General features: G+C 69.5%; 18 protein-coding genes. 8 read left to right on the forward strand and 10 right to left on the reverse strand.

Annotation, left to right across the window (positions count from 1 at the left end; genetic code table 11):
* Positions 1–2: 2 nt before the first annotated feature.
* Both rocF and ACF8LI_RS28205 read right to left on the reverse strand, forming a co-directional pair.
* A complete protein-coding gene (rocF, locus tag ACF8LI_RS28200; protein ID WP_012202613.1) occupies positions 3–968 on the reverse strand; it encodes an arginase in 966 nt (321 codons plus the stop codon).
* 17 nt (positions 969–985) lie between these two features.
* The gene (locus ACF8LI_RS28205; RefSeq protein ID WP_392414674.1) at positions 986–2,059 is read right to left on the reverse strand and encodes an ornithine cyclodeaminase; all 1,074 of its coding nucleotides are present in this window, start codon (positions 2,057–2,059) and stop codon (positions 986–988) included.
* 114 nt (positions 2,060–2,173) lie between these two features.
* Here ACF8LI_RS28205 and ACF8LI_RS28210 point away from each other — a divergent pair, with 114 nt between their 5' ends.
* The 3 genes from ACF8LI_RS28210 to sugE all read left to right on the forward strand — a co-directional run bounded on the left by ACF8LI_RS28210 (position 2,174) and on the right by sugE (position 4,447).
* Entirely contained in the window at positions 2,174–3,454 is a 1,281-nt protein-coding gene (locus tag ACF8LI_RS28210) for a class I SAM-dependent RNA methyltransferase (RefSeq protein WP_183020690.1), read from the forward strand.
* Positions 3,451–3,939, forward strand: a complete 489-nt coding sequence (locus ACF8LI_RS28215) for a putative toxin-antitoxin system toxin component, PIN family (protein ID WP_016454612.1) — start codon at positions 3,451–3,453, stop codon at positions 3,937–3,939. The genes ACF8LI_RS28210 and ACF8LI_RS28215 overlap by 4 nt, the downstream gene beginning before the upstream one ends.
* A gap of 190 nt (positions 3,940–4,129) precedes the next feature.
* The gene (gene sugE, locus ACF8LI_RS28220; RefSeq protein WP_013804742.1) at positions 4,130–4,447 is read left to right on the forward strand and encodes a quaternary ammonium compound efflux SMR transporter SugE; all 318 of its coding nucleotides are present in this window, start codon (positions 4,130–4,132) and stop codon (positions 4,445–4,447) included.
* A 13-nt stretch (positions 4,448–4,460) separates the two neighbouring features.
* Here sugE and ACF8LI_RS28225 read toward each other — a convergent pair whose 3' ends face one another.
* From ACF8LI_RS28225 to ACF8LI_RS28235, 3 genes are all read right to left on the reverse strand, one after another.
* Positions 4,461–5,012, reverse strand: coding sequence for an N-acetyltransferase (locus tag ACF8LI_RS28225; RefSeq protein WP_017406990.1), 552 nt, complete (start codon positions 5,010–5,012; stop codon positions 4,461–4,463).
* Positions 5,013–5,426: 414 nt separating this feature from the next.
* Complete coding sequence (locus tag ACF8LI_RS28230) at positions 5,427–7,823, reverse strand: cytochrome P450/oxidoreductase (protein WP_392414675.1); 2,397 nt, start codon at positions 7,821–7,823, stop codon at positions 5,427–5,429.
* 38 nt (positions 7,824–7,861) lie between these two features.
* Complete coding sequence (locus ACF8LI_RS28235) at positions 7,862–8,842, reverse strand: Bug family tripartite tricarboxylate transporter substrate binding protein (RefSeq protein ID WP_392414676.1); 981 nt, start codon at positions 8,840–8,842, stop codon at positions 7,862–7,864.
* A 160-nt stretch (positions 8,843–9,002) separates the two neighbouring features.
* On the opposite strand from ACF8LI_RS28235, the gene ACF8LI_RS28240 reads away from it, so the two are divergent.
* Entirely contained in the window at positions 9,003–9,848 is an 846-nt protein-coding gene (locus ACF8LI_RS28240) for an IclR family transcriptional regulator (RefSeq protein ID WP_047327977.1), read from the forward strand.
* A gap of 19 nt (positions 9,849–9,867) precedes the next feature.
* On the opposite strand, the gene ACF8LI_RS28245 is transcribed toward ACF8LI_RS28240, so the two are convergent.
* Entirely contained in the window at positions 9,868–10,731 is an 864-nt protein-coding gene (locus ACF8LI_RS28245; RefSeq protein ID WP_133073146.1) for a hypothetical protein, read from the reverse strand.
* Between the two features lie 140 nt (positions 10,732–10,871).
* Here ACF8LI_RS28245 and ACF8LI_RS28250 point away from each other — a divergent pair, with 140 nt between their 5' ends.
* Entirely contained in the window at positions 10,872–11,654 is a 783-nt protein-coding gene (locus ACF8LI_RS28250) for an IclR family transcriptional regulator (protein WP_016450517.1), read from the forward strand.
* Position 11,655: 1 nt separating this feature from the next.
* Here ACF8LI_RS28250 and ACF8LI_RS28255 read toward each other — a convergent pair whose 3' ends face one another.
* The 4 genes from ACF8LI_RS28255 to ACF8LI_RS28270 are packed head-to-tail and all read right to left on the reverse strand — an operon-like array spanning position 11,656 to position 15,794.
* Positions 11,656–12,780 carry a CaiB/BaiF CoA-transferase family protein gene (locus ACF8LI_RS28255; RefSeq protein WP_160854232.1) on the reverse strand — a complete coding sequence of 375 codons (1,125 nt, stop codon included), beginning with the start codon at positions 12,778–12,780 and terminating at the stop codon, positions 11,656–11,658.
* Between the two features lie 21 nt (positions 12,781–12,801).
* Complete coding sequence (locus ACF8LI_RS28260) at positions 12,802–13,764, reverse strand: Bug family tripartite tricarboxylate transporter substrate binding protein (protein WP_392414677.1); 963 nt, start codon at positions 13,762–13,764, stop codon at positions 12,802–12,804.
* Positions 13,765–13,804: 40 nt separating this feature from the next.
* Complete coding sequence (locus ACF8LI_RS28265) at positions 13,805–14,584, reverse strand: SDR family NAD(P)-dependent oxidoreductase (RefSeq protein ID WP_046988290.1); 780 nt, start codon at positions 14,582–14,584, stop codon at positions 13,805–13,807.
* 22 nt (positions 14,585–14,606) lie between these two features.
* Entirely contained in the window at positions 14,607–15,794 is a 1,188-nt protein-coding gene (locus ACF8LI_RS28270; RefSeq protein ID WP_203400168.1) for a thiolase family protein, read from the reverse strand.
* Positions 15,795–15,955: 161 nt separating this feature from the next.
* Here ACF8LI_RS28270 and ACF8LI_RS28275 point away from each other — a divergent pair, with 161 nt between their 5' ends.
* The 3 genes from ACF8LI_RS28275 to ACF8LI_RS28285 form a co-directional block, all read left to right on the forward strand.
* Positions 15,956–17,521, forward strand: coding sequence for an AMP-binding protein (locus tag ACF8LI_RS28275; RefSeq protein WP_047327982.1), 1,566 nt, complete (start codon positions 15,956–15,958; stop codon positions 17,519–17,521).
* Between the two features lie 48 nt (positions 17,522–17,569).
* Complete coding sequence (locus tag ACF8LI_RS28280) at positions 17,570–18,712, forward strand: acyl-CoA dehydrogenase family protein (RefSeq protein ID WP_016450523.1); 1,143 nt, start codon at positions 17,570–17,572, stop codon at positions 18,710–18,712.
* Between the two features lie 269 nt (positions 18,713–18,981).
* The coding region (locus tag ACF8LI_RS28285) for a contractile injection system protein, VgrG/Pvc8 family (RefSeq protein ID WP_373770051.1) at positions 18,982–19,202 on the forward strand (221 nt) is incomplete at its 3' end.

The raw sequence follows: 19,202 nt of genomic DNA on the forward strand, positions 1-19,202 counted from the left end.
CCTCAGCGATCGGCCCGCACCAGCGTGCTCTTGCCGAACAGGCTCTCCAGCAGGTCCACCACCAGTTCTGCCGTCTGGTTGCGCACATCCAGCGCGGGATTGAGCTCCACCAGATCCATCGAGCCCAGGCGTCCGGTGTCGGCCAGCATCTCCATGCACAGCTGGGCCTCGCGATAGCTGGGGCCGCCGCGCACGGGGGTGCCGGTGCCGGGCGCGATGTCGGGATCGAGGTAGTCCACGTCGAAGCTCAGGTGCAGGTGGGTGTCGCTGCCTTCCAGGTCTTCCAGCGCGCGGCGCATGACCTCGCGCATGCCCAGCTCGTCGATGGCGCGCATGTCATAGACCTCCACGCCCAGCGAATGCAGCAGGCGCTTTTCCTGGTCATCCACGCTGCGCAGGCCGATCTGGCACAGCGAGGCGGCTGCCAGCGCCGGATCGCCGCCCTGGGACAGCGCGGTGAGCGCCGCGGGCCCCAGGCCGCACAGGCTGGCCACGGGCATGCCGTGCAGGTTGCCGCTGGGCGAGATATCGGGCGTGTTGCAGTCGGCGTGGGCATCGAGCCAGATCACGCGCAGCGCGCGGCCCCGTCGGCGGCAGTGGGCGGCCACGGCACTGATCGAGCCCATGGCCAGGCTGTGGTCGCCGCCCAGCATCAGCGGAAGCTCGCCATCGTCCAGCGCCTGGCCCACGGCCTGGTGCACGGCGTCCATCCAGGCACGGGCCGGTGCGAGGTGGCGCAGCCCCTGCTCGGGCGGTGTCTGCGGATTGGGCGGGCCTGCCAGATTGCCGATGTCGCTCACCTGGCAGCCCAGCTGGCGCAGCGCCGGGCCCAGGCCGGCCACGCGCAGTGCGTCCGGCCCCATGGCGCTGCCCAGGCGGCTGGCGCCGATGTCGGTGGGCACGCCTATGAGTCTCAGGGCGCGTGCGGTCTGCGGGGTCGTATGGGTGTTCATGCTCATGGGACCCATGGTATGCAGTCCCCGTGTCAGCCAAAGCCGCGTTCTGCCTGCCCGGCCTCGCGCACCAGCCGGTACAGGTCGCGGGGGTCGGCCAGCGCAGGCACCAGGTCGATCGACTGCATCAGTCCGGTGTCGTGGGCCAGCGCACGCAACCAGCGCAGGGCCGAATAGTCCTCCAGCGCAAAGCCCACGGAGTCGAACAGCGTGATCTCCGTGTCATGCCCGCGGCCCGGCGCCTGGCCGTTGATGACCTGCCACAGCTCGGTCACGGGCGCGTCGGCGGGCAACTGCTGCAGCTCGCCTTCCACGCGCGTCTGGGGTGTGAATTCCACGAAGATGCGCGCGCGCCGCAGCAGTGCCAGGGGCAGCTCGGTCTTGCCGGGGCAATCGCCGCCGACGGCGTTGATGTGGGTGCCCGGGCGCACGTCGGCATCGGCGATCACGCAGGCGCGGTGCTTGGCGGCCGTCACCGTGGTCACGATGTCGGCGCCCTCCAGGGCCTCGGCGCTGCTGGCGCAGCAGGTGATGCGCTGGGCCGCGATGCCCGCATGGCCCAGGTTGTCCACGAACTTGCGCATGGCCTGGACATCAATGTCGAAGATGCGCAGCCGTTCCACGCCCAGCAGGTGGGTGAAGGCCAGGGCCTGGAATTCGGACTGCGATCCTGCGCCGATCAGCGCCATGCTGCGGCAGCCCGGCCGTGCCAGCCGGCGCGCGGCCAGCGCCGAGGTGGCGGCGGTGCGCAGCGCCGTGGCCAGCGTCAGGTCGGACAGGAAGACCGGCAGGCCCGTGGCCACTTCGGCCAGGGCGCCGAAGGCCATGACCGTGGGCAGGGCGCGATCGGCGTTGCCCGGATGGCCGTTGACGTACTTGAAGGCGTAGTCGCTTGCGTCGGAGACGGGCATGAGTTCGATCACGCCGCCGGGCGAGTGGTGGGCGATGCGGGCCGATTTCTCGAAGTTGGGCCAGCGCGCGAAATCTTTCTCGATGGCGTCGGCCAGGCCGGTCAGGCAGGCCGTGACGCCGTGCTGCGCCACCAGACGCGCGGCCTGCGTGGCGCCAAGAAAATCCGTGCGGACGGGCGTGGTTCGAGGCTTCATGGTGCTCTCCTCGCGGAGGCTTTCACTGTAGGCCCGTGCCGGCGCGCAGGCAAGCGGGTTTCGGCTGGCGCCTGCGCGGGGAATCGCGGTGCGCGTATGCTCGGAACCCAAGCTATGAACCAACTGCATCTGTTTCTGCCCTGCGCCGCTGGCGTGGAGGGCTTTCTGGCCGACGAGGTCCACGCGATCACCGGCCTGAGCGGCCACGACCTCATGGTGGGCCGTGGCGGCGTGATGGTGCGCGGCCTGTGGCGCGACGCCCTGCTGTTGAACCTGCACAGCCGACTGGCCCAGCGCGTGCTGGTGCAGCTGTCGCAGACCCTGTACCGCAACGAGAACGACCTGTACCGCGCCGCCAGCGAAGTGGCCTGGGAGATCTGGTTCTCCCCGCGCGAGAGCTTCAAGATCGAGGTCACGGCCCAGCACAGCCCGCTGACCAGCCTCAACTTCGCGGCGCTGCGCGTCAAGGACGCCATTGCCGACCGCTTCCGCGACAGAAAGGGCGTGCGCCCCGACGTGGAAACGCGCCACCCCGACGTGCGCGTGCACCTGCACCTGACGACCGACGAGGCCACGATCTACATCGACACCTCGGGCGAGGCGCTGTTCAAGCGCGGCTGGCGCGAGGACAAGGGCGATGCGCCGCTCAAGGAAACCCTGGCCGCGGCCATGATCGCCGCCACGGGCTGGGACCCGCATGGCGACGATCCCCAGCCGCTGTACGACCCCTGCTGCGGCAGCGGCACGGTGCTGATCGAGGCCGCGCAGATTGCACGCCGCATTCCGGCCGGCATCCTGCGGCGCTTCGCGTTCGAGAAGCTGGTGCCCTTCCAGAGGCATGTGTGGGAAGCCATGCTGGACGAGGCCGAGGCCGCCATCCTGCCCGACAGCCCCGTGGCCATCTATGGCTCCGACGTGTCCCACCGCATGGTGGACTTTGCCCAGCGCAACGCCGAGCGCGCGGGCGTGGGCCAGACCGTGCAACTGCGCGGTGGCGACGCGCTGCAGCGCATGCCGCCCTGCGAGCAGCCCGGCCTGATGCTGCTGAACCCGCCCTATGGCGAGCGCATTGCCGCAGCCGGCTCGGCCGGCCGCAGTGCCGGCGAGCGCATGGAAGTGGTCGAGCGCGCGGGCCGCGAGACGGCCCAGACCGAGGACGGCGTGGAATTCTTCAGCCAGTTGGCCACCCACTGGAAGAAGAACTACAGCGGCTGGAGCGCCTGGATGCTCACGCCCGACCTCAAGCTGCCCGGCAAGATGCGCCTGAAGGAAGCGCGGCGCACGCCCATGTGGAACGGCCCCATCGAGTGCCGGCTGTTCCGCTTCGACATGGTCCGTGGCGCTGTCAAGCCCAGAAAGGCCGCCGAAGGCCCGGCAGAGGGCGCCGCGCCATGAAGATCGTGCTGCGCTGGCCGCAGTGCAACGACGGCTACGAAGGTCCCCTGCCCCGGCCCGTGGTGCTCGATACCAATGTGGTCCTTGACATGCTGATCTTCGACGATCCGCATGTTCCGCCGATCCGCGAGTTGGTGGAGCAGGGGCAGATGCGCTGGATCGCCGACCAGGCCCAGCGCATCGAGCTTGAACGCGTGCTGCACTACAGCCAGATCGCGCCGCGCGTGGCCTTCTACGGCAAGACGGCCGAAGGCGTGCTCTCGGCCTTCGACGGAGCCGTCGAATACGTGGCCGATGCGCCGCGCATCCGCTTTGCCTGCACCGACCCCGACGACCAGCATTTCCTGGACCTGGCCAGCCAGCACCAAGCGCTGCTGATCAGCAAGGACAAGGCCGTGCTCAAGCTACGCAAGCGCGTGGCCGGCCTGGGCGCCACCGTGGGCAACATCCTGCTGGCTGAACAGGAAGAGGCACTGGCCGCCTGACGCCCTGGATGCTGTTGTGCAGCAACCACCCAGGCGGCAATGGGGCAACAGGCTGGGTGCGGCCGGCTTGAAGGCTTTCTCCTAAACTGGCGGCCATGCAGGAGGCACAAGCCCTTCTGCCAGGAGGACGGCCTCCCCCACATCGGGACATGCATGCGCCGGGACGACCCGGCTTCACAAGGAGTTTTCCATGGCATGGGTCTATCTGTTGGTGGCGGGGCTGCTCGAAGTGGTCTGGGCGTTCTCGATGAAGCAATCGCACGGCTTCACGCGGCTGGTGCCCAGCGCCATCACCATCGTCACCATGATCGCCAGCTTCGGCCTGCTGGCCGTGGCCATGCGCAGCCTGCCGCTGGGCACGGCCTACACGATCTGGACCGGCATCGGCGCCGTGGGCGCCTTCCTGGTCGGCATCACGGTCCTGGGCGAGCAGGTCAGCGCCATGCGCATCGGCGCGGCCGTGCTCATCGTCTCGGGCCTGGTGCTGATGAAGATGTCTTCGGACTGAGCGGGGCGGCCGTTCAGCGGCCCGTGCCCAGCTCCAGCGTCAGGCGCAGCATGTCGCGGTGCTGCACGCCGCGCTCCCACAGCTGGGTGGTGTAGTGCTTCAGAAAGAAGTCACGCACGATTCCCGTCACGCGAAAACCCGCGCGCTGGTAGAAGACCAGCTGGTCGCCGAAGCTGCCGGTGCCGACCTCGATGCGGGGAGCACCTTGCGAGCGCGCCCAGGCGATGGCCTGGCGCAGCAGGGCGGTGCCCAGGCCCCGGTGGTGCAGCGATTCCGCGACCGCGATGTTCATCAGCTCCCAGGCGGGTGGGCCTGAGGCCTCGTCGCCGCTGGCGCGCAGCGGCACCAGCACGCACATGCCCAATACTTCGCCGCGCCCGCCGGGACGCGGCGGCTGGCCTTCGCGCTGGAAGGACTCGCGCGCGGCAAAACAGGTGGAGCCCGCCAGATAGCCGCGCACCTTTTCCCGCGACGGGTCCGCCGACAGCAGCAGCGGCCACGGCGCCTCGGCCGGGTTCAGCGGCTCTATGTGCCAGGGTGCGAGGGAAACGGAAGGCGCGGTCATAAGCCTGAATCATCCCATGCCTGACATTGGGACGCAGTTGGGCACCTCTGCGGAATCTTGACGTGCGCTTACAACTGTGCCTTTGCACGGGCGGATCTAGTGGTTTATACTTAGACCTAGGGTAAACGCTTAGAGGGTTTTCCCGGCATTCGCGGCACTTGAGATGCATGCCGCCAGTGATTGTTGAGCGTCTCAGTAAGGAAGTTCACCATGCGCCAAGCAATCTATTCCCTGATCGATTTCATCCAGCAAGCCCGCAACGCCGAGCTCGAAATCGCCAACCAGTAATCCGGTTGGAGGCAGGTGCGCCCCGAGGCGCGCCAACCGATGCGATCGCCCCATTGCCGATGATGGCCTTGGGGCTTTTGTGTTTCTGGGCGCCGGGCTTGCGGGCACAGGGCAGCGGAGTCCTGGCTACAGGCCCAGCACCAGCCTGCCGCTCCTGGCGCGCGAGCAGCAGCTCATCATCTTGGTGCAGGCCGCGCGCTCGCCGCGCGTGAGCACCATGTCTCGGTGGTCCACCTCGCCTTCGAGCACGGGCACTTCGCAGGACCCGCACAGCCCTTCCCGGCAGTCGCTTTGCACTTCGATCTTCGCGCTGCGCAGGGCGTCCAGCAGCGTCTGGTCGTTGCGCACCTGCAGCACAAGGCCCGAGGCGCGCAGTTCCACCTCGAAGCCCTGCTCCCTGGCAGGGTCCAGCGCCCCCACGGTGGAGACGAAATGCTCCACGCGCAGGCTGTCCTCGGGCCAGTGGCGGCTGGCGGCCTCCAGGCCGTGCAGCAGGCGCGCCGGTCCGCAGGCATGGATGCGGGCTCCGGCGCGCGGCGTGGCCAGCAGGGCGGCGTAGTCGGCGCGCCGGCCTTCCTCCGCCACGTACAGGTGCAGCCGGGCGCCATGCTCGGCCTGCAGCGGCGCCAGCAGCGCCATGCCCGCGCGGCGCCGGCCGCTGTAGTGGATTTCATAGGACAGGCCCAGCGCCCTGGCGCGCCGTGCCATGGCCGAGATGGGCGTGATGCCGATGCCGCCGGCCACCAGGATCAGGTGGCTGGCGCCTTCGTCCAGCGGGAAATGGTTGCGCGGGCCCCGCACCTGTACGGTGGCGCCGCGGTGCAGATGCTCATGCACCCAGGCCGAGCCGCCACGGCCGTTGGCCTCGCGCAGCACGGCAATCTCGTAGCTGCCGGTGTCCTGCGGGTCGCCGCACAGCGAGTACTGGCGCGACAGGCCCGTGTCGCCGCATTGCAGGTCGATGTGCGAGCCCGGCGTCCAGCGCGGCAGGGCGTGTCCATCGGCGGCCTTCAGGCGCAGGCGCAGCACGCCTTCGGCGGCAGCCTCGGCCTCGGCCACGACCATGGGCCGGCTGGCGCCGCCCTGCAGGGCTTCGCCGATGCGCACGGGCTGGCGCGCCTGCAGCAGGGCGGGACGGGCGCGCTCGGGGTTGAGGGCCGGGTCCCACTCCACCCACAGGTGCTCGGGGCCCCGGAACGAGGTGTTGGGCACGTAGGTGAACCGCTGCTCGGCCAGCCGCATGTGGGGCAGGCGGCGCGTGAACTCCTCCAGGAAGATCTGCATCTCCATGCGCGCCAGGTTCTTGCCCATGCACTGGTGCGAGCCATAGCCGAAGGTCAGGTGGTCGCCGGCGTTGTCGCGGTGGATGTCGAAGAAGTCGGCATCGGCGAAATGCCGCTCGTCGTGGTTGGCCGACGAGGTCACGATGAGCAGCTTCGAGCCCGCCGGCACGGCCACGCCGCCGATCACCACGTCGCGCGTGGCCAGGCGCCGCCAGGCGGCCACCGAGCCGTTGTGGCGCAGGCATTCCTCCACGGCATTGGGGATCAGCGCGGGGTTCTCGCAGATCTGCTTCCAGGCGCCGGGATGCTGCAGCAGCAGCTTGACGGCGTTGGCCGTGGCATTGGCCGTGGTCTCGTGCGCGGCCACGATGCCGGCCATCATCATGGAGTGCAGGTAGGAGTCGGTGACGACCTCGGGAAGCTCCTTTTGCTTGCGTATGCCGTATTGCATCCAGCCCGGCGCATCGGGGTTCTCGCGCATCTTGGCCAGCACCTTGCCGGCCAGCTGCCAGAAGTTGCCCACCGCATGGGCCACGGCCACCTGCTGCTCGGGCCGGGGTCGGCCCCAGGTGTTGACGGTGTGGGCGATGGAATACTCGCGCAGCCTGTCCATGTCCTCCTCGGGCACGCCGAGGAAGTGCAGGGCCACGGTCAGCGGCACCTCCCACAGCATCTGGTCCACAAGGTCGGCGCGGCCGTCGTCGATGAAGCGGTCCACATAGGCGCGCGCCAGCTCGCGCACCATGGGCTCGTGGTGGCGCAGCTCCTCGGGCGTGAACGGGTCCATCAGCGCGCGGCGGCGCGGCATGTGCGCGGGCTCGTCCTCGTTGACCAGGGTGCGGTTCAGCGCGAAGCCGTAGGAGGCCAGCACGGCATTGGCCTCCTCGCCCGTGGGCGTGATCTTCTCCAGCGCGATCGAGGGACTGAAGGCGATGTTGTCGCGGAACACCGCCTTGATGTCGTCGAAGCGCGTGACCACCCAGTAGCCCAGTTGCGGGCTGTAGAACACCGGCTCCTGCTCGCGCGCCCAGCGCACATATTCGGGCGGGTCCTGCTGGTAGCCGTCGCTGAACGGGTCGAAGGCCGCGGCACCCGCGCTGACGGGGCAGCCCGTGGGGCCGGTCTGGCCGCTGGGCTGGCGGTGGTCGAAGGGGCAGCGCGCGGAGGCGGGCGCAGAGCCGGACGCAAAAGCGGACGCAAAGGCGGACGGGGCGGTGTCGGGGGCGGCGGAGGCAGTCATGGCTGGTTGTTCGCAGGCAGGCAGGCAGGCGCGGAGGGTCAATCCAAAGTGATGTTCTGGTCGCGGATCAGCTGGTGCCAGCGCGTGCTTTCGCTGGCCAGCAGCGCGGCGAACTGCTCGGGCGTGTTGCCCACGGGCTCCACGCCGAAATCCACGAGCTTCTGGCGCACGGCGGGCTCGTTGATCGCGGCCACGACCTGCCTGTGCAGGGCCGCGATGACCGGGGCCGGGGTCCTGGCGGGCGCCACCAGTCCCACCAGGGCGGCGGCCTGCACCTTGGGCAGGCCCAGCTCGGCGAAGGTGGGCACGTCGGGCAACTGGGGCAGGCGCGTGCCGTTGGCCACGGCCAGCGGGCGGACCTTGCCGCCCTTGATGAAGCCTGCGCCCGCGGCCAGGTCCACCATCATCACGGGCACCTGGCCGCCAGCCACGTCGCCCAGGGCCGGTGCCGCGCCCTTGTAGGGAGCGTGCACCAGCTTCAGGCCGGCCTCCACCCTGAGCAGTTCCATGGCCAGGTGGTGCGGGCTGCCGGCGCCGGCGGAGGCGTAGTTCACGCCGTCCTTGCTGGTGCGCGCCTGGGCCAGGAAGTCTTTGGCCGTGGCCGCTGCCATGCCGGGGCCGGCTACCAGGATCATCGGGAAGCGGCCCATCAGCGTGACCGGCGCAAGGTCCCTGGCGGGGTTGTAGCTGAGGCTCTTGTAGAGCACGGGATTGAAGACCAGGGTGCCGTTGTCGGCCGACAGCACGGTGTAGCCATCGGCGGCGGCACGCGCGGTTTCCGAGGCACCTATGGCCGTGTTGCCGCCCGGGCGGTTGTCCACCACGATGGGCTGGTGCACCTGGCCGCCCCAGGCCTGGCCTATGGTGCGGGCCAGGAAGTCCGAGCCGCCGCCGGCCGCGTAGGGAACGATCCAGCGCACGTTCCTGCTGGGGAATCCGTCCTGGGCCAGCGCGCCGGGCAGGGCGGTGGCCGATAGCAGGCCTGCGGCCAGTGTGGTGAGGAAAAGGCGCTTGTGCATGGGGCTTGTCTCCGGTGAGGCCTGGGTGGAATCCATGGAATCTTGTTTTGCGTAATTTTTCTACGCATTGCGTAAAAATGCCGCCAGGGATTACCCGCAAGCTGCGGCACAATGCCCCGCCAGCCCTTAAAACAGGCCTTTCCAGCCCCGCCCTGCCGCCATGACTTCCACTGTTGCCTCCGAGATTGACGAGCCCGCGCCGCCGCGCGAAAGGCGCCAGCGCGTGCAGGCCGCCGAGACCTGCCTGGCCGTGCTCAAGGCCCTGGCCACGCTGGGCGGACGCGCCAGCCTCACGGCCATCGCGGGCGCGGTGGAGGAAAGCCCGGCCAAGGTCCACCGCTACCTGGCCAGCCTGATGGCCGAGGGGCTGGTGGAGCAGGACCGTGGCGGTACGCAGTACGCGCTGGCGGCCGAGGCCATGCGCGTGGGCCTGGCCGCCATGCGGCAGTCCGACCCCATCCGCCTGGCCGAGCCGGCCCTGCTGCACCTGCGCGAGGCCTTGCAGGTCACCAGCTTCGTGGCCGTGATGGGCAACCTGGGGCCGACCATCGTGCGCTTCGAGGAGCCGGGCCTGCCGGTCACCGTCAATGTGCGCGTGGGCTCGGTGATGTCGCTGCTGTGGTCGGCCACGGGGCGCGCCTTCTTCGCCTTCATGGACGACGATGCCCGCGTGGATGCGCTGCTGGCCCGGGAGCTGGCCGAGGCGCCGGCCGCGCGGCGCGCGCTGCTCGATGGCGCGGACCCGCTGGGCACGCTGCGCCGCGAGATCCGCGCTGCGGGCTGCGCCTCGGTGCGCGACGTCAACCTGCCGGGCATCAGCGCCGTGGCGGCGCCGCTGCACGACTACACGGGCCATGTGGTGGGCGTGCTGTGCGCGCTGGGCGCCAGCGGCGGCTTCGACCCGGACCCGCAGGGCGCTGTGGCCCGGGCCCTGCGCGCCGAAGCGGCGCGCGTCAGCGCCTCGCTGGGCCATCTGCCCGGTGAGGCCCGGCTGAGGCCCGGTTGAGGCGTGCAGCCCGCTGCCGCTACGGCGTCACCAGCGTGTAGGCCATGCGCACGCGCTGCATGTCGCGGCCCAGGCGGCGGCTCTCAGGCAGGCGGCGCACCCAGGCCAGCTGTTTCACGGTGCGCGCCATCAGGGCGCGGGTCTCGGGCTCCATGGACTGCACGAAGTCCCGCCAGGCCGTGCGCGCGGCCGGCATGGCGCCGGCCTGCTCCAGTATCCAGGCCGTGGAGTGGGCGTAGCACAGGGCATCGCGCACGCGGCACAGCGCCAGGGGCAGGTGGGCGGCGGGGTCGTCCTCGAAGTCGATGAAGCCGATCACGCCATCGGCACAGCAGACCATGTTGCGCGCAAAGGCCTGGCTCAGGCAGTCGCCGCTGCCATGCACCTGCTGCAGGGTCTGCAGGCCCTGCAGCCACAGCGCCAGCGTGCTGCCATCCCCCCGGGGCAGGGCGGCTTCCATGGCATTGCCCAGCGAGGGCGCCTCCACGCCGGGGCTGCCCAGGTGGCGCATGGCAAAGCCGTCCTCGCACTCGGCCAGCACGGCAGGCACGCGCAGGCCGCGCTGCGCGAGCTGGCGCAGGCGGCGCACCTCGGTGCGGATGGCTTCGTGTCCGCCGGGATTGGGCACGGGCCGCAGCACGGGCAGGCGCAGGCACAAGGCGAGCAGGGCCAGCGCGCGATAGCGCCATGCCGGGTTGCTGGCGCCCGCGCGCTTGACCCAGATGGTTTCGTCGCCGCGGTCATAGCGCTGGATGCTCAAAGGCTGGCTCAGCACATGGGCGCGCAGGAAGGCGTCGTAGTCTGGCGATTCGGAAGGCGGGACGGCGGCAAACGGTTCGGACACGGCAGGCTTTTCTGGTGGGAGGCGCAGGGCGCCAAGCATGGACCGATTGTGCCGTGTCATGTCCGTTGCGCGGGGCAAGGCCTGTTTACGGGTTTGCACTGCGCATGGCCCTGGAAATCTGTGCGGCGGCACCCTGAAAATTGAGACAATCGTTTCATCTTTTCAGCCCTCATCAATCCATGAATTCCGAAGACAGTGGCAAGCTGGTGGCCGCCCTGGTGCGCGGCATCTCCGTACTGCAGTGCTTTTCCAACAAGCACCAGGAACTCAGCGCCCGTGAACTGATGGACATGACGGGCCTGCCCAAGCCCACGCTGTTCCGCCTGATCGACACCCTGTGCGAACTGAACCTGATGCGCTACTCCGAGCGCCTGTCCAAGTACGTGCCGGGCGTGGGGCTGCTGAACCTGTCCTCGCCCGTGCTGGCGCGCATGCACATGCGCCAGTTCGCGCGGCCGCACATGCAGGAGCTGGCCAATCACCTGGAGGGCCAGATCCAGCTGGCCGTGGGCCACGGCCGCCAGCTGTGCCTGGTGGAGCTGGCCAACGGCCTGACCAACAAGGTCTTCCTGCCCGAGATCGGCGTGCACATCTCGCTGTCGCGCACCGCCACGGGCCGCGCCTACCTGCTGAGCCTGCCCGAGGCCGAGCGCGAGGCCTTCATCGCGGAACTGCAGGCCGACGATCCCGCACGCGCCCAGCAACTGCGCGAGCGGCTCGACGATGCGCGGCGCGACCTGGCCGAGCACGGCTTTTGCCGCAGCCACGGCGACCTGCACCGCGAGATCCAGTCCATTGCCGTGCCCATGTCCACGGCCCAGGACGGCGAGTACTGGGTGTTCTCGGTCTCCCTGCCCATCTACAGCCCGCAAAGCCGCGCGCTGGAAAGCGATGCCGGGCCGCGCCTGATCACGCTGGTGCGCCTGGTCGAAGGCATGCTGGGCGCCTCCAGCCTCTCGTGAATCAGCGGGCGCTGCGCCAGACTTCCTGCGCGCGGCCTGCGCTCACCTTCTCCCGCACGCTGGCGGTGTCTGAGCCTGCAGCATTTGCAGGACCCGGCGCATAGGCCTGGCCGTCAAAGCGCGGCGCGGGGCTGGCCTGCAGGGCGCCGCCTTCGGGCTGCAGATAGACGCCACGCGCCTGCAGGTGCGGGTGGCTGGCGGCTTCCACAGGGCTGAGCACGGCGCCGAAGCAGGCATCGGTGCCCTCCATCAATTGCTGCCAGTACGCGCGGGGCCGGGAGGCGAACAGCGTCTGCAGCTGCGCGCGCCGCGCGGGCCAGGCGGCGCGGTCCCACTGGGGGCCCTGGAACGCTGCGGCACCGGCCAGGCCCAGCCTGGCCAGCAGCAGGGCGTGGAACTGCGGCTCGATGGCTCCCACGGTGATGAAGCCGCCATCGGCACAGGCATAGGTTTCGTAGAACGGTGCACTGTCGTGGATGCTGTGGCCGCGCTCGTCGGCCACCAGCCCGCGCTGGCGCGCGTGCAGCATGAGGTTGAGCATGTGCGCCGCACCATCGACGATGGCCGCGTCCACCACCGTGCCGCGCCCCGTGGCGCGCGCCTGCACGATGCCGGCCAGCAGCCCCGTCATCAGGTACATGGCGCCGCCGCCGATGTCGCCCAGCGTGGCAAACGGCGAGACCGGCCGGGCATCGGCCGGCGCGCACCCCCACAGCGCGCCCGAGACGGCCGCATAGTTGTTGTCGTGGCCGGCTGCCTGGGCCAGCGGTCCGTCCTGGCCCCAGCCCGTCATGCGGCCATAGACCAGGCGCGGGTTGAGGGCCTGGCAGGCCTCGGGTCCCAGGCCCAGGCGCTCCATGGCGCCGGGCCGCATGCCCTCGATCAGCGCATCGGCATCGCGCACCAGGGCCAGCACCAGGTCACGCCCTTCGGGTGACTTGAGATCGGCGAACACCGAGCGCTTGCCGCGCGACAGCGCCGAGGCGGCTGAGGTGGCGGCGGGTTCCGCCTCGGGCCGCACGATGGACACCACATCGGCTCCCAGGTCCGCCAGATGCATGGCGCAGAACGGCCCCGGGCCGATGCCGCCAATCTCCAGCACGCGCACGCTGTCCAGCACCTTCATGGCGTCTCCGTCGAAATCGGTTCAGTCGAGTTGCAGTTGGCGGCTGGTGATCAGCGCGCCCCAGCTCTTGCGGTCGTTGTCCACCAGCTGGGTGAACTGCGCCTGCGGCATGCCGCCCGGGCGGCCGCCGAGCTCGCGGTAGCGGCGCGTCACCTCGGGGTCCCGGAGCACGGCGACCAGGCCGTCGGTGAGCTTGCGCACCACGGCGGGCGGCGTCTGCGCGGGCAGGAAGAAACCCATCCAGCCGACCTTGTCGAAGTCCTGCAGGCCCAGTTCGGTGGTGGTGGGCACGTTGGGCAGCTCGGGCTCGCGCTGCGCGCCCGTCACGGCGATGGGATGCAGCTTGCCCGCCTTGATATGCACCAGCGATGCCGTGAGGTTGTCGAACATGAACTGCGTCTCTCCCGAGACGATGGCCGCCGTGGCCGGTGCCGAGCCGCGGTAGGGCACATGCACCACGTCCACGCCCGTGCGCTCGCGCAGCAGCTCGCCCATGAGGTGCGTGGTCTGGCCCACGCCGGCCGAAGAGAACGACAGCTTGCCCGGCGCCTGCCGCGCGGCCTTGAGCAGATCGTCCAGCGAGCGCACCGGCGATGCCTGGGGCACGACCAGCACGTTGGAGAACGAGATCATGTCCGTCAGCGCCACGAAGTCCTCGGGCCTGTAGGGCAGCTTCTTGTAGGCCGTGTAGTTGATGGCGTTGGAGCCCGTGTTGCCCACCAGCACCGTATAGCCGTCCGGCTGCGCGCGTGCCACCTGGCTGGCACCGATGGAGCCGCCCGCGCCCGGCCTGTTGTCCACGATGACGGGCTGGCCCAGCCGCTCGCCCAGCTTGAGCGCCAGCAGCCGCGCGGGAATGTCGGTGGAGCCCCCGGCCGCGCCCGGCACGACCAGGGTGATGGGCCGCGTGGGCCAGGCGTCGGCTGCAATGGCGGCCGTGGCGCACAGCCAGGCGGCAGCGGCCAGCGTGAGGCGTTTGAACATGGTGTTTCTTCTCCGCGCGTGTGCTGGGCCGGGGCGCTTCTCAGCGAGGACTCATCCGAATGGCACCGTCCAGGCGAATCGTCTCGCCATTGAGCATGGGATTTTCAAGAATGTGCAGCGCGGTCAGCGCGTACTCGGACGGGTGGCCCAGGCGTGCGGGGTTGGGCACGGAGGCGGCCAGCGACTGGCGGATGTTGTCGGGCAGCTTGGCCAGGATGGGCGTGTCGAACAGGCCCGGCGCAATGGTGCACACGCGGATCATGCGCGTGGCCAGGTCGCGCGCGGCGACGATGGTCATGCCGATGATGCCGGCCTTGGCCGACGCATAGGGAATCTGGCCGATCTGCCCCTCGTAGCCCGCCACCGAGGCCGTGAGCACGCAGGCGCCGCGCTCGCCTTGCACGGGCTCGTTGCGCGCCATGCTGGCGGCGGCCAGGCGCAGCGTGTTGAAGGTGCCGATCAGGTTCACGCGGACGATGCCCGTGTACTTGTCCAGCGAGCCGGGGCTGCCGTCCTTCTCCACCAGCCGCAGCGGCCCGCCCACGCCCGCGCAGTGCACCAGGGCGCGGAACTCGCCGAAGTCCTCGGCGGCGGCAATGGCGGCGGCCATCTGGTCGGCGTCGGCCACGTCGGCCTTCACGAAGCGCAGGCGGCTGCCGTGGCGCTGGCGGGCTGCGTCCACCATGGCCGCGCCGCGGTCCTCGTTCAGGTCCACCACCACCACGTTCAGGCCGCGCTCCAGCAGCGCCTGGGCCGATGCCTCGCCCAGGCCTGATACGCCGCCCGTCACCAGGGCCGTCATGTTCTCTTGCAGTTGCATGGATGTGTCTCCCGTGCCTGGCTCACAGGCGTTCGATGATGGTGGCGTTGGCCATGCCGCCGGCCTCGCACATGGATTGCAGGCCGTAGCGCGCGCCGCTGTCCTCCAGCGCGTGCAGCATGGTGGTCATCAGGCGGATGCCCGAGGCCCCCAGCGGATGGCCCAGGGCGATGGCGCCGCCGCGCGGGTTCAGCCGCTCGGGGTCTGCGCCCAGTTCCCTCAGCTCTTTCAGCCAGGCCAGCGGCACGGAGGCGAAGGCCTCGTTGATCTCGCAGTGGTCCATCTGCTCCAGCCGCATGCCGGCCTTGGCCAGCACGCGCCGCGTGGCGGGAATGGGGGCCGTGAGCATGTACAGCGGATCGTCGCCCACCACGTCCAGCGCCACGAAGCGCGCACGCGGGCGCAGGCCCAGCTGCTGGGCGCGCTTCTCGCTCATCAGCAGCATGGCGCTGGCGCCGTCGGTCATCTGCGAGGCATTGCCCGCCGTGGTGTGCCAGCGGATCTGCGGAAAGCGCGCCGACAGCTCGTCGTTCTGGAACACGGCCTTGAGCGCGCCCAGCTTCTGCGCCGTGGTGGCCGGGCGGATGGTCTCGTCGGCCGTGACGAGGCCGGCAGGCGTGGTGATGCCCACGATCTCGCGCTCGAAGTGCCCGGCCGACTGGGCCGCATGGGCGCGCTGGTGCGATCGCGCGGCATAGGCATCCAGTTCCTCGCGGCCCAGGCCCCAGCGCGCGGCCACGAGGTCGGCCGACACGCCCTGGCCCACCAGCCCCGGCGCAAAGCGCGCATCGAAGCGCGCGCCCGTGGTGTTCTGCCCCATGCGCGAGCTGCCCATGGGCACGCGGCTCATGGACTCCACGCCGCAGGCGATCACCATGTCCTGCGTGCCCGACATGATGGCCTGCACGGCAAAGTGCACGGCCTGCTGGCTGGAGCCGCACTTGCGGTCGATGGTGGTGGACGGCACATGGGCCGGCAGGCCTGCGGCCAGCCAGGCCAGGCGGCCCGGCGTGCCGGCCTGCTCGCCAGCCTGGCTCACGCAGCCGGTGATCACATCGTCCACCGCGCCGGGGTCGATGCGGTTGCGCTGCACGAGCTGCTCCAGCACCTGGCTGAGCAGATCGACGGGGTGGAGTTGGGCCAGGGCGCCATCGGGCTTGGCCCGGGCCATGGGACTGCGGATGGCATCGACGATGACGGGAGTGTTCATGCGGATTTAATGAGACTGGAGGTTCATGAAATGAATGATAAGTCTCGAAATTTGCATTGAACAAAGCGTTTTCCCGGATGAAAAACCGCGCGCAAACAAAAATACTTGCTGAAACCCGATGAATTCGAGACGGCGGATTCAAAAAAGCAAAGGAGACAGGCGTGCATGACTTTCACAGCTGGGCCGATGCCCGGCCCGACCGCGTTGCGCTGACCATGGGCGACAGCGGCCAGCAGCACACGGCGGGCGCGCTGGCGCAGCGCTCGCGCGAAGTGGCGCAGTGGATGGCGGGGCAGGGCCTGGCGGCCGGCGACACGGTGGCCGTGCTGATGGAAAACCGCGTGGAGATCCTGGAGCTGGTGCTGGCCGCGCGCCTGGCGGGCCTGTACACGGTGGTCATCAGCACCCACCTGACGGCGCCCGAGGTGGCCTACATCCTGGGCGACAGCGGGGCGCGCCATGTCTTTGCCTCGGCCGCCACGGCGGCGCAGCTGCCGGCCGAACTGGCCGCCTCCGTGCATTCGGTGGACGGAGACTGCGCATCCACGGGCCTGCCGTCGCTGGCCGATGCCCTGGCCGCCTGGCGTGCGCAGGCGCCCGCGCCCATCGACCTGTCAGGCCGTCCGCTGGGGCGCGACCTGCTGTACTCCTCGGGCACCACAGGCCGGCCCAAGGGGATCAAGAAGGCGCTGCCGGCGGCGCTCTACCGCACGCAGGCCGACCCCGAATTCCTGGCCTGGCAGCGCAACATGGGCTTTGACGCCGACACGGTCTACCTCTCGCCCGCGCCGCTGTACCACGCAGCGCCGCTGCGCTACTGCCTGCGCACGCTGGACGGCGGCGGCGCGGTGGTGATCACGGCGCGCTTCGACGCACAGCAGGCGCTGGCGATGATCGAGCGCTACCGCATCACCCACAGCCAATGGGTGCCGACCATGCTGGGCCGCCTGCTGCAGCTGCCCGAGGAGGTGCGGCACGGCTATGACCTGTCCAGCCACCGCTGCGCCATCCATGCGGCCGCGCCCTGCCCGGTGGCCGTCAAGCAGGCGCTGCTGGACTGGTGGGGCGACATCCTGCTGGAGTACTACGCAGGCTCCGAAGGCTGCGGCATCACCCTGATCAACTCCGCCGAATGGCGCCGGCGCCCAGGCTCCGTGGGCCGCGCCAGCTACGGTCGGCTGCGCATCGTGGGCGACGACGGGCAGGAGCTGCCTGCGGGCCAGATCGGCCGCGTGTTCTTCTCGGACGTGGCGCCCTTCGCCTACCTCAACGACCCCGCCAAGACCCGCGAGGCCATAGACGAGCGCGGCTGGGCCACCTATGGCGACCTGGGCCATGTGGACGAGGAGGGCTACCTCTTTCTCAGCGACCGGCGGGCCGACCTCATCCTGTCGGGCGGCGTCAACCTCTATCCGCAGGAAATAGAGAACGCGCTGGCCACGCACCCGGCCGTGCAGGAGGTGGCCGTGGTCGGCGTGCCCGAGCCCGACTTCGGCGAGCAGCCCATGGCCGTGGTCGTGCTGCGCCAGGGCCATGCGGCCAGTGCAGAGATGGCGCACGCCATCGTCGCCGAGGCCGGCGCCACGCTGTCGCGCCTCAAGCGCCCGCAGCGCCTGCAGTTCGTGGACGAGCTGCCGCGCCTGCCCACGGGCAAGCTGCTGCGCCGCGTGCTCAAGGACAGGCTGCGCGAGCAGCCCCACGCGGGCTTCAACCTGCGCAGCGCCTGAACGGCCCTTCCCCGTCTTTCCTCACCGACAACCACCGGATACCGACCCATGCAAGACCTGACCGAGCGCTCCGTCTACCGCGAAGACCATGAACAGTTCCGCGAGCAGGCCCGCCGCTTCTTCGAGCGCGAGATCGTCCCCCACCATGCCGAATGGGAGCGCCAGGGCATCGTGCCCAAGGAGGTCTGGCGCAAGGCCGGGCGCGAAGGCCTGCTCAACCCCATGCTGCCCGAGCCCTATGGCGGCGGCGGCGACTTCGGCCATGCGGCCGTGCTGCTGGAGGAGATCGCGCGCACGGGCGCCAGCGGGTTGGGCTTTCCGCTGCATTCGGACATCGTCGCGCCCTACATCCATGCCTATGGCAGCAAGGTGCAGAAGGACCGCTGGCTGCCGCGCATGGCCGCAGGCGAGCTGATCGGCGCCATCGCCATGACCGAGCCCGGCGCGGGCAGCGACCTCAAGTCCGTGCGCACCACGGCGCGGCGCGAGGGCGACCACTACGTGCTCAACGGCCAGAAGACCTTCATCACCAACGGCATCAATTCGGAGCTGGTCATCGTCGTCGCCAAGACCGCGCCCGAGATGGGTGCCAAGGGCGTGTCCCTGATCGTGGTCGAGGACGGCATGCCCGGCTTCTCCAAGGGCCGCAAGCTCGAGAAGATCGGCCTCATGGCGCAGGACACCTCGGAGCTGTTCTTCGACAACGTGCGCGTGCCGGCCGACCACCTGCTGGGCGAGGAGAACGCGGGCTTCAGGTATCTGATGCACGAACTGGCCCAGGAACGCCTGGTGGTGGCCGTGCGCGCCGCCGCCTCCATCGAGGCCTTTTTGCACAAGACCATTGCCTACACGCGCGAGCGCAAGGCCTTCGGCCAGCCGGTGTTCGACTTCCAGAACACGCGCTTCAAGCTGGCCGAGGCCAAGGCCCAGGCCACCATGCTGCGCGTCTTCGTGGACGACTGCATCGCCCTGCACCTGCGCCGCGCGCTCGCGCCCGACCGGGCCGCCATGGTCAAGCTCAATGCCACGGCGCTGCAAAACCGCCTGCTCGACGAATTCCTGCAACTGCACGGCGGCTACGGCTACATGACCGAATACCAGATCGGCCGCGCCTGGACCGATGCGCGCATAGGGCGGATCTACGGGGGGAGCGACGAGATCATGAAGGAGATCATCGGAAGGACTCTTTGAACCCCTGAGCGGCTGCGCGGGCGTGCGGCGCCCTGATCCGGGGGCGGCCAGCCGGGGCGATGTGTGGCGGCTGCACATCATGAAGGCCCTTGCTCCGGCCGCTTGTCCTAGGCTTTTCCCAAGCCCGATCCGAGTGGGAGAAGCGGCAATTTTCCTTTTGGCAATCCTATTTTTTGGCAGAAATTGGAATTTCCATAGAGCGGCTCATTCTTCCATGATCTTTCCGTATCGAAAGATCGGGAGGGCGCCCCCACAGGGCGAGAGCACCAATGACACGCCGAGTCACCATCCACACGCCATTGGGCGAGCAGCTGCATTTCCGTGAATTGCGCGGCCAGGAAAACATCAGCCAGCTCTTCAGCCTCGATGTGGAAATGCTCAGCGAAAGCGAAAGCATCGATCCCAAGGCCCTATTGGGCAAAAACGCCACCATAGAAATTGAAACCCAGGGCGGCGGCAGGCGCTTCATCGACGGCATCGTCACCCGCTT

Source organism: Delftia sp. WSY_12 (assembly GCF_043104645.1).
Classification (GTDB): domain Bacteria; phylum Pseudomonadota; class Gammaproteobacteria; order Burkholderiales; family Burkholderiaceae_C; genus Comamonas; species Comamonas tsuruhatensis.